Genomic DNA, 14334 nt, shown 5'->3' with positions numbered 1-14334 from the left:
TCATGGCGAAGTACACAGATAAAAATTCATACACCATTATCTTTGCAATTATTATGGTGCTTGTAGTTGGCTCTCTTTTGGCCGGCGTTGCGCAAGGACTTAAAAGTAAGATAACACTTAATGAGCGTTTTGAGAAAATGCAAAACATTCTATACGCAATGGGTGTAAACGAAAATGAAGGCGATGGCGATGTAAACTTTATCGCTACCAGTAAAGTTGAAGAAGCTTTTGCAGCTAATATTAAAAAACAGTTGGTTATTCAAGGCGACGACGTAACTGAAGATCCGGAAGCTTATTTAATAGATATTAAAAAAGAAGAAACAAAAGCAAAGGATCCAAATTACCAACGTAGACTACCACTGTTTATAGGTGAAAAGGACGGCCAGACTTTATATATAATTCCTATGAGAGGAAAAGGTTTATGGGATGCTATTTGGGGTTTTGTAGCTGTAGATAAATCATTAGTAGTACAAGGGGTGTTTTTCGACCACGCAGGTGAAACGCCTGGTTTGGGAGCTGAGATTAAACAACGCTACTTTATGGACGACTTTACTGGCGAAAATATAATGGATGGTGATGCCTTTAAAGGCATAACTGTCGCAAAGGGAAATAACGACCCAATAAACGAAAATAAAACAGACAATAAGGTTGATGCCATTGCAGGAGCCACCATTACTGGTGATGGGGTAACAGCAATGATAAAAAAGGACGTACGAATGTACTTGCCTTACCTAAAATCTTTAATTCAATAAATTATGGCATTGCTATCAAAAAAAGACAGTCGGTTAATCCTAGATCCATTGGCAGACAATAACCCAATTACCATTCAGGTTTTGGGCATCTGTTCTGCATTAGCTATTACAGCACAATTAAAAGCATCTATCGTAATGGCCATTTCGGTTATTGCTGTACTTGGTATTGGAAACGTCGTTATCTCACTAATGCGAAATGTTATACCGTCAAAAATTAGAATTATAGTGCAATTGGTGGTTGTAGCAGCACTTGTAATAATTGTAGATCAAGTTTTGAAAGCCTTTGCCTATTCCTTAAGTAAAGAGCTTTCCGTTTTTATTGGTCTTATTATTACCAACTGTATTATTATGGGGCGTTTTGAAGCTTTTGCCTTGGGGAACGGACCTTGGCGCTCTTTCTTAGATGGAATTGGAAACGCAGCTGGTTATGGTGTAATACTTATAATCGTTGGCTTTTTCCGCGAACTTTTAGGCTCTGGAACTTTATTGGGTATCCAAGTATTGGGCGATCCCATTTCAAAAACCGGGCTTTACGCCATAGGTTACGAGAATAACGGCTTTATGTTATTGTCGCCAATGGCATTAATTATCGTTGGATTAATTATCTGGGTGCAACGCGCACAAAATAAAGACTTAATAGAGGAATAACAAAATTGGCACGAACACAGTAGGTGTCCTACTGCTAAAAGTTTCTGCAAACTGAATACTCAAAAAAATGGAACACGTAGAGTTATTTTTTAAATCAATCTTTATAGATAACATGGTATTTGCAACCTTCCTCGGAATGTGTTCATACCTAGCTGTATCTAAAAAAGTGGCAACAGCTGTAGGTCTTGGCGCTGCGGTAATTTTTGTACTTGCCGTAACCGTGCCAATTAACTGGCTGCTAGATCAGTATATTTTAAGAGACGGAGCTTTATCTTGGTTAGGCGAAGAATACGCCTCGTATGATTTAGGTTTCCTTTCCTTCATTCTTTTTATTGCTACTATCGCTACGATGGTGCAATTAGTAGAAATAGTTGTTGAAAAGTTTTCACCTTCACTTTATAACTCTTTAGGTATTTTCCTTCCGTTAATTGCTGTAAACTGTGCCATTTTAGGAGGTTCGTTATTTATGCAATCTAGAGAAATTCCTACTTTAGGCTTGGCTTTAAATTATGGTATTAGTTCGGGTATCGGGTGGTTTTTAGCAATTTTAGCGATTGCTGCCATTCGCGAAAAAATACGTTATTCTAATGTTCCCGCTCCTTTGCGAGGCCTAGGAATTACATTTATTATCACAGGCTTGATGGCCATCGGCTTTATGAGTTTTGGTGGTATGCTAACAGGTGGCGACGAATCAACTCCTTCATTAGACGGAAATCCTGAAAATGTGGGAATGCAGACAGAACAGATTCAACAAGACAATATAGAAACCGAAGAAACCGTAAAAGTTTCAACTATAACGAAGCAATAGTATGTTTTTAGCAGTAAGTACATTAGGAGTTATAATAGTAACGGTTATTGCCTTTTTGGTGCTAACCCTACTATTGGTGTCATTATTACTTTTTACCAAACAGAAGCTTTCACCCTCTGGCCCAGTAAAAATTACCATTAATGACGAAAAAGTAATTGAAGTAGAAAGTGGTGGTTCACTATTATCTACTTTGGGTGGTGAAAAAATATTCCTGCCATCAGCTTGTGGTGGTGGTGGAACTTGTATTCAATGTGAATGCCATGTACTTGAAGGTGGTGGTGAAGCATTGCCTACCGAAACACCTCACTTTACCCGTAAAGAATTACAAGAAGGAATGCGACTTTCCTGTCAAGTGAAAGTAAAGCAGGATATGAATATCACAATTCCTGAAGAAGTTTTCGGAATTAAAAAGTGGGATGCCACCGTTGTGAGAAATTACAACGTTGCTTCATTTATTAAAGAATTTGTAGTTGAAATCCCTGAAGATATGAATTACAAAGCAGGAGGTTATATTCAAATTGAAATTCCACCTTGCGAAATTAAGTTCGAGAATATGGACATTACTGCCCATCCCGAAGAACACGAAAGACCCGATAAATTTCAAGAAGAGTGGGATAAGTTTAAACTTTGGCCCCTTGTAATGAAAAATACCGAAACTGTTGAAAGAGCCTACTCTATGGCTTCGTACCCAGCAGAAGGTCGCGAAATTATGCTTAACGTTCGTATTGCAACTCCACCATTTGACCGTGCTAAAGGCGGATGGATGGATGTAAATCCGGGGATAGCTTCTTCATATATCTTCAACTGTAAAGAAGGAGATAAGGTTGTAATTTCAGGTCCTTATGGCGAATTCTTCATAAATCCTTCCGAAGCAGAAATGCTTTACGTAGGTGGTGGAGCCGGAATGGCACCTATGCGTTCGCACTTATACCACCTTTTCAAAACCCTTAAAACCGGTAGAAAAGTTACATATTGGTACGGAGGCCGTTCTAAAAGAGAACTTTTCTATTTAGAACACTTTAAAGAATTGGAGGCCGAATTTCCAAACTTTAAATTCTATTTGGCTTTAAGTGAACCAGCCGAAGAGGACAACTGGAAAGTGAAAAAGGATATGCAAGACGAAGAAGGCGACGGTTTTGTAGGCTTTATCCACCAAGTGGTTATTGATAATTACTTAAACCACCACGAAGCTCCCGAAGATATTGAGCTCTATTTCTGTGGCCCACCATTGATGAACCAAGCAGTTCAAAAGATGGGTGAAGATTTTGGAATCCCAGACGAAAACATTCGTTTTGATGATTTCGGAGGTTAATAATTGCTTCCTATAAAAACTTAACAACCGTTTCATTTTTATGGAACGGTTTTTTTATACCGAAGAAGTTTAAAAATTACATTCAAATATTCGTAATTTTGAAGTCACTTATGAGCGAGAAACTTAACAAACAGGAATTGCACAACCTCGCGATGAATATCGTGGGGAAACAGCTGGAAACAGATGGCTATGAATTTTTAGGCGTAAATTCAAAATTGAAACGAGATCCACAATTTGTGGCTTTAAAAGATAAAACCCTTCATTTTATTATTGTACGTGCCATATCGTATCCGCAGGATGCACACGCGTTCGACCCACTTTTTATGCAAACCATAAAGGAGCACGCAGCTAAGTTTGAAGCCAAAACATTTTACGCAGGAGTTGGCCTCGGTCACGGTACAGATTATGGCAAACCAGTAATCAAAAATGAAGATTATACCGTTGTTTATAAAGGCTTACAAGAGATTCATTAATTTTATGACTGCTACTATTTTATTAAAATTAAACCAAATGCTTCACACATTAAAATACCTATCTTTTTCAGTTCTTTTTTTATTTCTTTCCTGCGGAAACGATAAGCCACAACCTAAATTTTTACAAGGCGAAGCATTTGGCACTACTTATAATATTCAGTTTTATTCCAATAAAAATATAGACTTTCAAAAAGGGTTGGATTCAATAATTTCCGTGGTGAATCACTCCGTAAGCACCTATATTCCCGAAAGCGATATTTCAAAAGTAAACCGCGGAGATTCCACTGTGGTTGTAGATTCAATATTTAAGGAAGTTTTTGAAATCTCAAAAGACGTCAATAAAAAAACCAATGGTTATTTTGATCCTACCGTTGGGGTGTTGCGAAATGCCTATGGGTTTGGCGACGTAAAACCTCTGAAAAATATTGATAGCACCACCTTAGATTCTTTGATGAAATACGTAGGTTTTCACAAAGTGAAAATCAATGCTGATGGCACTGTTTCCAAAGAACACCCAGAAATATATTTCGACTTTAATGCGGTGGCAAAGGGCTTCGGAATTGATCTGCTTGGGCGTTATTTAGAATCTAAAGGTGTAACCGATTATTTAATTGAATTGGGAGGTGAAATTCTCACAAAAGGTGAAAACCTTGCCAAAAATCAAAAATGGAAAGCGGGAATAGAAAATGTAGATTCTGAACTGGAAGACCGAAGTATTGAAGCTATCGTTGCCTTAAAAAATATAGGAATGGCTTCCTCGGGCAATTATCGAAAATTCCGAATTGATTCGGCAACTGGTAAAAGATATGTGCATACTTTAAATCCTTTAACGGGTTCGGCTGAAAAGAGCGACGTTACAAGCGCTACTGTACTTGCACCTACTTGCGGACTTGCAGATGCGTATGCCACTTCGTTTATGGCGTTGGGATTAGAAAAATCGAAAGAAGTCTTAAAAAATCTACCTAAAATTGAAGCTTATTTAACCTTTAATGATTCATTAAACAACCATCAAGTTTTTATGACGGATGGTTTCAAAAAACAATTAGCGAACTAATTTTTTACATACGGGAATGAATTCGCCCAACGGAAGTCTATATTTTTCAACTTCGTCGGCAGCAATGGTTTTTGTGTAATCCACGGCTTCCACTTTAAAGCCAATACTTTTTAGTTTTGTAAAATAATCCATTCCATAAACTCGCACATGGTCGTATTGTCCAAATATTTTGGCGCGTTCTTTTGGGTCGGTAATACTGTTATCTTCAAAAGTTTCTTCCAAATCTGCTTTATACGGAACTTGAAGAATAGCCGTACCACCCGGTGCCAAAACGCGATAAATTTCTTGCATGGCTTTTGTATCGTTGGGAATGTGTTCCAAAACGTGGTTGCAGATTATAAAGTCGAATTCATTATCTGCAAAAGGTAAGTCGCAGATATCTGCTTTTACATCGGCAATGGGTGAATTTAGATCGGTTGTAACGTAATCCAGATTTTTCATTTTTCTGAATTTCTTATAAAACGCTTGTTCGGGCGCAAAGTGAAGCACTTTTATATTTTCGGTAAAAAACCCTGTTTCATTTTTAAGATACAGCCAAAACAACCGGTGTCTTTCCAAAGAAAGAGTGCCGGGAGAAAGTACATTTTCACGAACAACTTCATAGCCATACGGAAGAAACTTACGGTACGATTTACCATCAATCGGGTCTGTATATTTATTCCCTTTTAGAAAAAAAGCAAGTATGGGTCTTCCTATAATACTCAATCTAATGAGTAATGGTCGCGGGATGGTATTTAGTATTTTTTTGAACAAATGTTTCGGGTTGTTACGCAGAGTTGCACAAAGGTTTCGCGGAGTTTCACTGAGAATTTATAAATCTTTTTAAACCGTTTTTTAAGAGTAATGTGTGAAAATTGAATAATGATCCAAGAGGATAATTTCCTAATTTTAAATACGTCAATACTTGAGCCGAATGAACATCTGTAAAGCTTTCAACGGTTTTAATCTCTATCACTACTTCACTTTCTACTAATAAATCAATTCTGTAACCGTGGTCTAGTTTTATGTCTTTATAAATTATAGGTAAAGGTTTTTCTTTTTCAACGATTAAGCCTTTTGATCGTAATTCGAATAAAAGGCATTCTTGATAAGCAGATTCCAAAAGGCCAGGTCCAAGATTTCGATGAACTTCAATTGCCGAACCAATAATGATTTCAGTTAATTTATTATCCATTTCTAATTAAATTACTCTGTGAAACTCTGTGTTCCTCCGCGAAACTCTGTGTAATAGCTTCTTCAGCTATTTCTAAATTCCTTCTCCTCATCACTTACAATCCCCAACGCTTCATAAACGTAATCAAACGTAGAAAGCAATTCGGGTTTTCCGTCAACGAGAGCAATATTGTGCTCAAAATGTGCGCTTGGTTGCCCGTCTTGCGTAACAATGGTCCAGCCGTCGCTTAATTGTTTCACTTTGTGTGTACCCATATTTATCATCGGCTCTAACGCAATGGTCATTCCTTCAATAAATTTCTTGCCGCGACCGCGACGTCCGTAATTCGGCATTTCGGGGTCTTCGTGCATTTTTCTTCCCAAACCATGTCCCACTAATTCACGAACAACGCCGTAACCGTGTGCTTCGCAATATTTTTGAATTGCAAATCCTACATCGCCCACGCGGTTGCCAGCTTTAAATTCGCGGATACCAACATAAAGTGATTCTTTAGTTATTTTCAGTAGTTTTTTAATTTCTGGATCTATTTCGCCTATTTCAAAAGTGTAGGCGTGGTCGCCATAAAAGCCATTTTTAATTGCGCCACAGTCAATAGCCACGATATCGCCATCTTTCAACGGAATATCGGTTGGCAAACCGTGAACCACCGCTTCGTTTACACTAGTTAATAGCGTAGAAGGGCAATCGTACAAGCCCAGAAAACCTGGAATGGCATCTTGGCTTCTAATGTAATCTTCAGCCATTTTATTAAGCTGATTGGTGGTAACGCCCGGTTTTACTTCCTTTGCGAGCATTCCCAACGTACGGGATACTACCAAAGCACTTTCGCGCATTAATTCTATTTCTTCTCTTGTTTTTGGTATTATCATAGTGCTATTTTAAAAAGGAGAAAAATCCTTTTTTCTGTGTTTTAGATTTTGCGGGAGCAGCTTCCCCAGTAAGTTGCTGGTATATTTCGCCCCAACCTTTTAGCCCACCAATATTGCGGTCGTCTATAAAAACATCTGCGTGAATTTTTCGGCTGTGGGTGATGTCAAATTCCTCTTCCGGAAAACTGTTGTTTACCGCATAAAAAACAATTCCATTTTCTTTGCAGAAAGCTACAGCTTCGTCTAAAGTTCGGCCTTTTCGATAGGTCCATAAAATAAGCCGATGCCCTTGGCTTTGCAATTTTTTCAGTGTGTCAAAAGCAAAAATTATAGGACGGCCAATGTCTGGATACGCATCCTCAACAATGGTACCGTCAAAATCTACGGCTATGGTAATGGTTTCTCTAATCATCGTCTTTTTTCAAGGCGCAAATTTACAAAGAATTATACCATTGCTAAAGTTTATTCGGCGTAAGCATGTGTGTATTCTTTTCCGCTTAAAATGGCGAGCATATCTTTTTCAAGACTTTCAATTGGGTATTCCACAATTCGGCCCAATTCATTGCCGTCTTTGTAAAGTATAATTGTGGGTACGTGTGTAATGTTTTTTCCGCTCTCAAAACCTTGTGGCGTCGTTTTTTCTTCGGAAACAGTAATCAATGTAAGTTTAGATTCGTCAAAACCTGTATCGTCCAAAATTTTGTAAAAATGTGGCGTTTCGCGTTGGCTATCTTCGCACCAAGTGCCCATAAAAAGGGTGATTGTTACATCTTTTAAAAGTGGCTGTAACTGTTGCATTACTTCAGAATCTGCGCTGTAACTTTCGTAGCCAGAATTAAACCAACTTTTAAATGCGTCCATTTGGAAACCTTTGCGATTGGCTTTACCCAAAAGCATTACAGATTCTTCGTAGGGAACGGTGTCGTTTATTTTTTCGTGTATATTTTCTGAAATCATCTCTTTTGAAGTGTTTTCGTCTATTTTATTTTTTTCTTTTGAAGAATTGCAAGCAACTACTGTAATTGCCGAAATGATTAGAAATATTTTTTTCATTTTTATTATTTTGAAATTGATTTGTTTAACACTGTTTTTAACTAGATTTTTTATGAATGAAAGTGTCCAATTCTAAATATTTCTCCTTCATTAAACTAAGTGCAAATGCAGCCCCAGCAGCACTAAAAACCGAATAATCGAAAACACCTTTTATCCCCGTCGAAAAAGTCATGGATAAAGCGAAAAGCAACAAAAGAAACCCGCTTAATTTTGCAAATAGTTCCGTTTTAAAACCAATTAAAAGAAAGAGTGCGAAAATTATTTCGGCTGCAGTGGCAACAATAGCTACCGTGGGAATTAACGATATAGGAATCCAAGGATTTATTATTTCGGTGTATTCTAAAAAACTATTCCAATTTCCCCAAGCTGAAACGTCTTGCGGCCACCACCCAAATCGGTCTGCAGAGGCAGATAAAAACCCGGCTGCAATGGCGAGTCTAAGAAATAGTTTGATGATCCTTTTTGTCATAATTCAACTTATAAGTCGTCCATAATTATAAATGCTTACCCACACATTAAATCAGTGAATGCTGCGTCATTATTTCGGGCTTTTCAATACCCATTATATCGAGAATTGTAGGGGCGATATCTCCTAAAATTCCGTTATTAACAGTTTTAATTTCAGAGTCCACAACAATAATTGGCACCGGATTTATAGTATGCGCCGTATTTGGTGAACCATCGGCATTACGCATGGTTTCGCTGTTGCCGTGGTCTGCAATTATTATTGTTGTGTAATGGCTTTTCAAGGCCTGCTCCACGATTGCTCGCGCACAATTATCTACAGTTTCGCAAGCCTTTATTGCTGCTTCAAAAACACCGGTATGCCCAACCATATCTGGGTTTGCAAAGTTTAGGCATATAAAATCGGCTGTTTCTTTTTCAATTTCAGGCAATATCATATCCCGAAGCTCGTATGCGCTCATTTCGGGTTTCAAATCGTAGGTTGCCACAGTGGGCGAGGGGCAAAGAATTCGTTTTTCACCTTCAAAAGGAATTTCTCTTCCGCCTGAAAAAAAGAAGGTAACGTGTGGATATTTCTCAGTTTCGGCAATTCTTATTTGCTTCTTTCCGTTTCTTTCCAATACTTCGCCTAAAGTATCGTTTAAGTTTTCTTTGTTGTAAACCACATGAATATTTCCGAAGGAATCGTCATAATTTGTAAGGGTTACAAAATACAACGGAAGCGTTTTCATTCCGTATGGCTCGTAATCCTTTTGCGTTAAAACCTCGGTGAGTTGTCTGCCGCGATCGGTTCTAAAGTTGAAGAAAATCACCACATCATCTTTGTCAATTGTTGCAACTGGTTTCCCTTCAGGATTGGTCATTGTAATTGGTTCGATAAACTCGTCTGTAATTCCTTCAGCGTAACTTGCTTCAATACTTTTTACGGCATTTTTTGAAGGTTTCCCTTTTCCGAAGCGCAACAAATCGTATGCTTTTTTTACGCGCTCCCACCTTTTGTCTCGGTCCATTGCGTAGTAACGCCCAATGATTGAAGCTAATTTTCCGCCGGTATTTTTTAAATGGTTTTCCAAATCTTCAATAAACCCTTTTCCCGAATGCGGGTCCACATCGCGGCCGTCTGTAAAAGCATGCACATACACATTTTTTAAACCTTTTTTTTGAGCAGCGCTTAACAAACCTTTTAAATGGTCAATGTGCGAATGCACGCCACCGTTGGAAACAAGGCCTAAAAAATGGACGTTTTTATTATTGACTTTTGCGTAATCGAAAGCTTTTTGCAATTCGGGTTCGCTGCTGATTGTTCCCTTTTCAACCGCCATATTTATTTTGGCAAGGTCTTGATAAACTATTCTTCCGGCGCCAAGATTCATATGTCCCACTTCGCTATTGCCCATTTGACCGTTGGGCAAGCCAACGTTCATGCCGTGGGTTAACAACTGTGCGTGCGGATATTTTTTATAAAGCGAATCTATAAACGGTGTGTCGGCTTGGGCAACCGCAGAAACAGAAGGATCCTGCGTAATTCCCCAACCATCGAGGATCATTAAAAAGACTTTTTTATTCATAGTGTAAAGATACGAAGGGTAGTTTGGAAATAGGTTTTGAAATCTTAGTTTTAAAACTTGTGAGTATAAAAATTCGAGTTTTTAAATATTGAGTACATAAATTATTTTAAGGAAGTAGTTTCGGGTTGATATCCAAAATATTTTCTTTTACATACCTAGAAATAAAATCGTCTGAAAAATTCTCGTTGCCCATCAATTTTTCTTCCGAAAGCATTTTCTTCACATCAATTTTTTCTTTGTATTCCTTCAACATCGCGATGGAAACCGGGGCGTAACTAAAATGCCACGGTTCATATTTAAAACCTTTGCGGTTGCCGTTATCTGTGTAAACTTCGTAAAAGTCGAATTTTTCGGAGTTGTCATCTAGCCACATTTTTAATTTGCAAAAAGGCCCGGTGCCGTGAAAATTTTCAGGCATCAATACATTTGAAGGGCGAGGCGCATTGGCGTCAATAATATCGATGTCGGTTCCCCAATGGTGGCGCGATGTGCCTGGAATGGTGGAATATTCAATGATTTTTTCAAGAGCTTTTTCGGGGGAAAGTCCCTGATTTGTAAAACGTTTATACTTGCCTTCAAAAATTTCTTTTTGCCGCTGAAAACTTCGGTATGCCGAAACTACTTCAATGTTTATATTTTCCTTTGCAGCGGCCGCTTTCATTTTAATGAATGCTTCCTTTGCAGTTTTGTGCATTTTAGAAGTATAGCTGTCGCCAACAATATCTGGATTTCCTTTGCCAATTAATTGGTTTCTTGAAAATTCCTCTGAAAAACTTTTAAAAGAAAACTGTGGAAAAATGGCCAAACTTAGCCCCGCAATACCTGAAATTTTAATAAATTCGTTTCGCTTCATTTTATGTTTTAGTGAAGTTTTAAAATTACCATTATTTTGAAAGATAACGCCATTTCAATCCGCATTATTGACCCCAAAGAAATTTTTAGCATTATTCCGTTGATGCAAAAGCTTGGGAATTTTACCGTTTCCGAAGCATTGCTACAAGAACGCTTGCAAGAAATGACCCAACAAAATTACGAATGCCTCGGCATTTTTGATGCCGAAAAATTAATTGGCGCTTGTGGCCTGTGGTTTCAAACCCGTCACTATGCCGGGAGAAGCCTGGAGATGGATCACGTTATAATTGACGATGCCTACCGAGGTCGCGGCATCGGCAAAATGCTTATCGATTTCGTCACAGACTGCGCAAAGAAAAAATCGTGTAATTGGGTTGAGTTAAACAGTTATGTGCACAATTTTCCTTCGCATAAATTTTTCTACAATCAAGGCTTTGTGGCCAAAGGGTATCACTTTGTAAAAGAGCTTTAATTTGATACTGCTCTAGTTCACCCAAACCTCCATAAATGGTTATTTATAGTAGCTGCTTAGTCTTCCTATTGAGCAATGCTAACATCGAGATTATACTAGAATCTCTTGTGTTCAATTGGCCCAAAGACTCCCTATCCTTTCGCAAATTTAATTCCGATCTGTGTTCTGGTTAATCATCCTGCTTAATAGCTGCTTAGGCCGTAAACTTAATTTGTGACATAACATTATTATAATAGTATGGAGGTTAAACTATATAACATACTTATAGTAATATTAAAGTAACTATATAGTATAGCTATAGTATGTTTATAGTATGTATATAGTATGTTTATACTATATCATTATTACTAAAGATCCTACTTATCCTTTAATAATATTATAGGCTATAAAAAGCAATTTTTTTGTAATTCCGTTAAGGGGTATAGAAAATTTCTTGAGAACAGAAGTCGCTTAAACCAGACTAACTGGCGTTCGCGTCATAATTATCTTCTTGCAGTAATTTGGCTGATTAAAATCTTAAAGTAGCACCACTTTCAACTTCATGCGGCTCTTTCCCCTGTTCAAAAACGCGGGCCTTTAGTTTGCCTTTTAGCGTAATTTCATCGCCTTTTACTCGTAACCAACTTTCTTCGCGGAGACCAACAACTGGGACGGTGTTCTGGGTATGAAACTCTGCAATGCGGGTTTCACGGGTTTCGCCCATGTGCTTACTTTCTGGGTTTGGATCTAAATAATGCGGATTAAGGTTGAACGGAATTACGCCCAAAGTTTTAAATGAAGGCGGATAAACAATAGGCATATCGTTAGTAGTTTGCATAGAAACGCCACAAATATTGCTGCCAGCACTGGTGCCCATATACGGCAAACCTTTAAAAATAGCTTGGCGTAGTGGTTGCATCAACTCCAAACGGTAGAGGGCATTAACCAAAACAAAGGTGTTGCCGCCGCCCGTAAATGCGCCTTTAGCGTTTTTTAATGCTTCTACAGGATTGTCAAAAGTGTGCAATCCAACCAGTTTTTTACCTATTTCAGTAAAAGCTTTTGCAGCTTTTGCCGTGTATTGGTCGTGGCTAATTCCGCCGGGACGCGCGTAGGGGATAAAGATTACTTCTTCGGTGTCTTTAAAAAGCTCGGCCATTTCTTCCGTTAGGTAATCGAGATAGTCGCCGCCATATACGGTGCTCGTGCTTGCAATTATCAATTCCCGCATCGCTACTCCGCTCGATATAGAATTCGACGAGAATCTCTTTGAGTCTGTGTTCATCATTATAAATAAGTTTTCAAAAATGTAAATTTAACTATTGGGAATGTAAACTTTAAGTTTTCACTAACAAAACAAATACGTACTTTTAATGAATGACAAAAAAACTACTCCTACTTTTATTTATTGCAGTTTCCTTCACGATGTTTGCGCAGGATATTGACCGCACAAAAGTTGCTGGAAAAATACACGTTCCCCAAGGCGAGGATGCCGAAGGTATTTCAGTTTACAATATTTCGGCACAGAAAGGAACCATCACCAACCCCGATGGCAGCTTCGAAATTGAATTGGCCGAAAACGATCGTGTGCAAATTTTAGCCCTTCAGTACCAATCGTTTACCGTAATAATCGATAAAGGAATTATAGAAAGAAAAACAATGAATATTTTCTTGAATCCTGCGGTGAACCAATTGGAAGAAGTTGTGGTGCGACCCTACGACCTTTCCGGAAATATAAATGTGGACGTAAAAAAAATACCTACCTATAACGTTACCAAAGACTGGGATTTGAGCTACAAAAATTTAGAATACGGTTATACTTTCGTGCCAGACGATAAAACAGCCATCTCTGGCAATGCTGCCGAAGAAGCGCTGCACGGCAATGCTTTAACGAATGGCGCAAATGTTTTGGCGCTTTTGGGTGGCGTGGCAAATTTGCTTTTTCCGAAAGGGAACAAAATTTCGCCAGTTGAAAAGCAAGATGATATAAATACCGTAAGTAACAATATTCAACAGCGTTTTAGTAGGGATTTTATTGAAGCTAATTTTGGGATTCCGGATGAAAAAGCAGTCGATTTTTTGTTTTTTGCCCAAGAAAATGGTTTGGATAAAACCTTGCTAAAACCCGAAAATGAAATGCAATTGATGGAATTTCTTTTCAAAAAAAGTGAAGAGTACAAAAAACGAGGTGAGTAAACGAAACCGGCTTTATTAGAAGAAGAACCGTTCTCCGCTAATCTATTTTAATCAAGATGATAAAATAGTAACTGATATTTGTAACATCTATTTCTAACGACCGTCTAATATTTTATCAATTTTTCTATTTTAAATGAAGTACTTCAATATTTTCCTTTTATTGATGGTTTTCCCTTTGATTTCGGGTGCATCGGCGCATAAATTTTATGTTAGTATTACCAAAATTGAATACGTAAAGGAAAAAAATTCGCTTCAAATAATTACTAAAATTTTCACTGATGATATTGAAGATGTGCTTCAACAGCGGTACGATACTTCAATTTCACTCGATACTAAAAAAGAAACCGAAGCCGCCGATAAAGATTTGAAGCAATACCTTCTTCAAAAGATAAATATAAAAGTGAACGGCAAAGCTGTTAAACTTAATTATTTAGGGAAAGAATACGATACCGATATGATGGTTGCCTACATAGAAGTTGAAGACGTGAAAGCTATAAAATCGATAGAAATAGAAAATAAAGTATTGATGGAAATGTTTGACGAACAGCAAAACATAATTCATTTAAAAACCCCAACCACGCGCCGTAGTTTGATACTTGACAAAGACGAGCCGCGGGGAATATTAAAATTTAATTAATACATTGCAATCAATTTCTCAA

At 37.9% G+C, this 14334-nt stretch carries 18 protein-coding genes; 9 read left to right on the top strand and 9 right to left on the bottom strand.

Going from position 1 to position 14334, the window contains the following annotated elements:
• Nucleotides 1-2 precede the first annotated feature (2 nt).
• The 6 genes from K8089_RS04045 (at nt 3) to K8089_RS04020 (ending at nt 5047) form a co-directional block, all read left to right on the top strand.
• Nucleotides 3-752, top strand: a complete 750-nt coding sequence (locus K8089_RS04045) for a Na(+)-translocating NADH-quinone reductase subunit C (RefSeq protein WP_237601998.1) — start codon at nt 3-5, stop codon at nt 750-752.
• 3 nt (nt 753-755) lie between these two features.
• Nucleotides 756-1400, top strand: coding sequence for an NADH:ubiquinone reductase (Na(+)-transporting) subunit D (locus tag K8089_RS04040; RefSeq protein ID WP_237601997.1), 645 nt, complete (start codon nt 756-758; stop codon nt 1398-1400).
• Nucleotides 1401-1467: 67 nt separating this feature from the next.
• Nucleotides 1468-2208 carry an NADH:ubiquinone reductase (Na(+)-transporting) subunit E gene (nqrE, locus tag K8089_RS04035; protein WP_237601996.1) on the top strand — a complete coding sequence of 247 codons (741 nt, stop codon included), beginning with the start codon at nt 1468-1470 and terminating at the stop codon, nt 2206-2208.
• 1 nt (nt 2209) lies between these two features.
• Entirely contained in the window at nt 2210-3520 is a 1311-nt protein-coding gene (gene nqrF, locus K8089_RS04030; protein WP_237601995.1) for an NADH:ubiquinone reductase (Na(+)-transporting) subunit F, read from the top strand.
• 110 nt (nt 3521-3630) lie between these two features.
• Nucleotides 3631-3993 carry a Na(+)-translocating NADH-quinone reductase subunit F gene (locus K8089_RS04025; protein ID WP_237601994.1) on the top strand — a complete coding sequence of 121 codons (363 nt, stop codon included), beginning with the start codon at nt 3631-3633 and terminating at the stop codon, nt 3991-3993.
• 37 nt (nt 3994-4030) lie between these two features.
• Entirely contained in the window at nt 4031-5047 is a 1017-nt protein-coding gene (locus tag K8089_RS04020) for an FAD:protein FMN transferase (protein WP_237601993.1), read from the top strand.
• On the opposite strand, the gene K8089_RS04015 is transcribed toward K8089_RS04020, so the two are convergent.
• The 8 genes from K8089_RS04015 to K8089_RS03980 form a co-directional block, all read right to left on the bottom strand.
• The gene (locus K8089_RS04015) at nt 5036-5800 is read right to left on the bottom strand and encodes a class I SAM-dependent methyltransferase (protein WP_237601992.1); all 765 of its coding nucleotides are present in this window, start codon (nt 5798-5800) and stop codon (nt 5036-5038) included. The two genes, K8089_RS04020 and K8089_RS04015, sit on opposite strands and share 12 nt — an antisense overlap.
• 46 nt (nt 5801-5846) lie before the next feature.
• The gene (locus tag K8089_RS04010; RefSeq protein WP_237601991.1) at nt 5847-6221 is read right to left on the bottom strand and encodes a GxxExxY protein; all 375 of its coding nucleotides are present in this window, start codon (nt 6219-6221) and stop codon (nt 5847-5849) included.
• 62 nt (nt 6222-6283) lie between these two features.
• The gene (gene map, locus K8089_RS04005) at nt 6284-7090 is read right to left on the bottom strand and encodes a type I methionyl aminopeptidase (protein WP_237601990.1); all 807 of its coding nucleotides are present in this window, start codon (nt 7088-7090) and stop codon (nt 6284-6286) included.
• A gap of 4 nt (nt 7091-7094) precedes the next feature.
• Nucleotides 7095-7502: a BT0820 family HAD-type phosphatase gene (locus K8089_RS04000; protein ID WP_237601989.1), complete on the bottom strand. Its 408-nt coding sequence runs from the start codon at nt 7500-7502 to the stop codon at nt 7095-7097.
• A gap of 50 nt (nt 7503-7552) precedes the next feature.
• Nucleotides 7553-8143 (bottom strand): TlpA family protein disulfide reductase, encoded by a 591-nt coding sequence (locus tag K8089_RS03995; RefSeq protein ID WP_237601988.1) that lies wholly within the window; start codon nt 8141-8143, stop codon nt 7553-7555.
• A gap of 37 nt (nt 8144-8180) precedes the next feature.
• On the bottom strand, nt 8181-8612 hold the full coding sequence (locus K8089_RS03990; protein WP_237601987.1) for a DoxX family membrane protein: 432 nt from the start codon (nt 8610-8612) through the stop codon (nt 8181-8183).
• A 46-nt stretch (nt 8613-8658) separates the two neighbouring features.
• On the bottom strand, nt 8659-10176 hold the full coding sequence (gpmI, locus tag K8089_RS03985) for a 2,3-bisphosphoglycerate-independent phosphoglycerate mutase (protein ID WP_237601986.1): 1518 nt from the start codon (nt 10174-10176) through the stop codon (nt 8659-8661).
• A 106-nt stretch (nt 10177-10282) separates the two neighbouring features.
• Nucleotides 10283-11029: a M15 family metallopeptidase gene (locus K8089_RS03980; protein ID WP_237601985.1), complete on the bottom strand. Its 747-nt coding sequence runs from the start codon at nt 11027-11029 to the stop codon at nt 10283-10285.
• 36 nt (nt 11030-11065) lie between these two features.
• Here K8089_RS03980 and K8089_RS03975 point away from each other — a divergent pair, with 36 nt between their 5' ends.
• On the top strand, nt 11066-11500 hold the full coding sequence (locus K8089_RS03975) for a GNAT family N-acetyltransferase (protein WP_262913895.1): 435 nt from the start codon (nt 11066-11068) through the stop codon (nt 11498-11500).
• Nucleotides 11501-12008: 508 nt separating this feature from the next.
• On the opposite strand, the gene pepE is transcribed toward K8089_RS03975, so the two are convergent.
• The gene (gene pepE / locus K8089_RS03970) at nt 12009-12710 is read right to left on the bottom strand and encodes a dipeptidase PepE (RefSeq protein ID WP_237602075.1); all 702 of its coding nucleotides are present in this window, start codon (nt 12708-12710) and stop codon (nt 12009-12011) included.
• Between the two features lie 146 nt (nt 12711-12856).
• On the opposite strand from pepE, the gene K8089_RS03965 reads away from it, so the two are divergent.
• Nucleotides 12857-13675, top strand: a complete 819-nt coding sequence (locus K8089_RS03965) for a carboxypeptidase-like regulatory domain-containing protein (RefSeq protein WP_237601984.1) — start codon at nt 12857-12859, stop codon at nt 13673-13675.
• A 133-nt stretch (nt 13676-13808) separates the two neighbouring features.
• A complete protein-coding gene (locus K8089_RS03960) occupies nt 13809-14312 on the top strand; it encodes a DUF6702 family protein (protein ID WP_237601983.1) in 504 nt (167 codons plus the stop codon).
• The last annotated feature ends 22 nt before the right edge of the window (nt 14313-14334 follow it).

It is taken from the genome of Aequorivita vitellina (assembly GCF_022008365.1).
GTDB classification, from domain to species: domain Bacteria; phylum Bacteroidota; class Bacteroidia; order Flavobacteriales; family Flavobacteriaceae; genus Aequorivita; species Aequorivita vitellina.
Note: the sequence above shows the minus strand (reverse complement) of the source record. Positions and strands in the feature narration are given on the sequence as shown.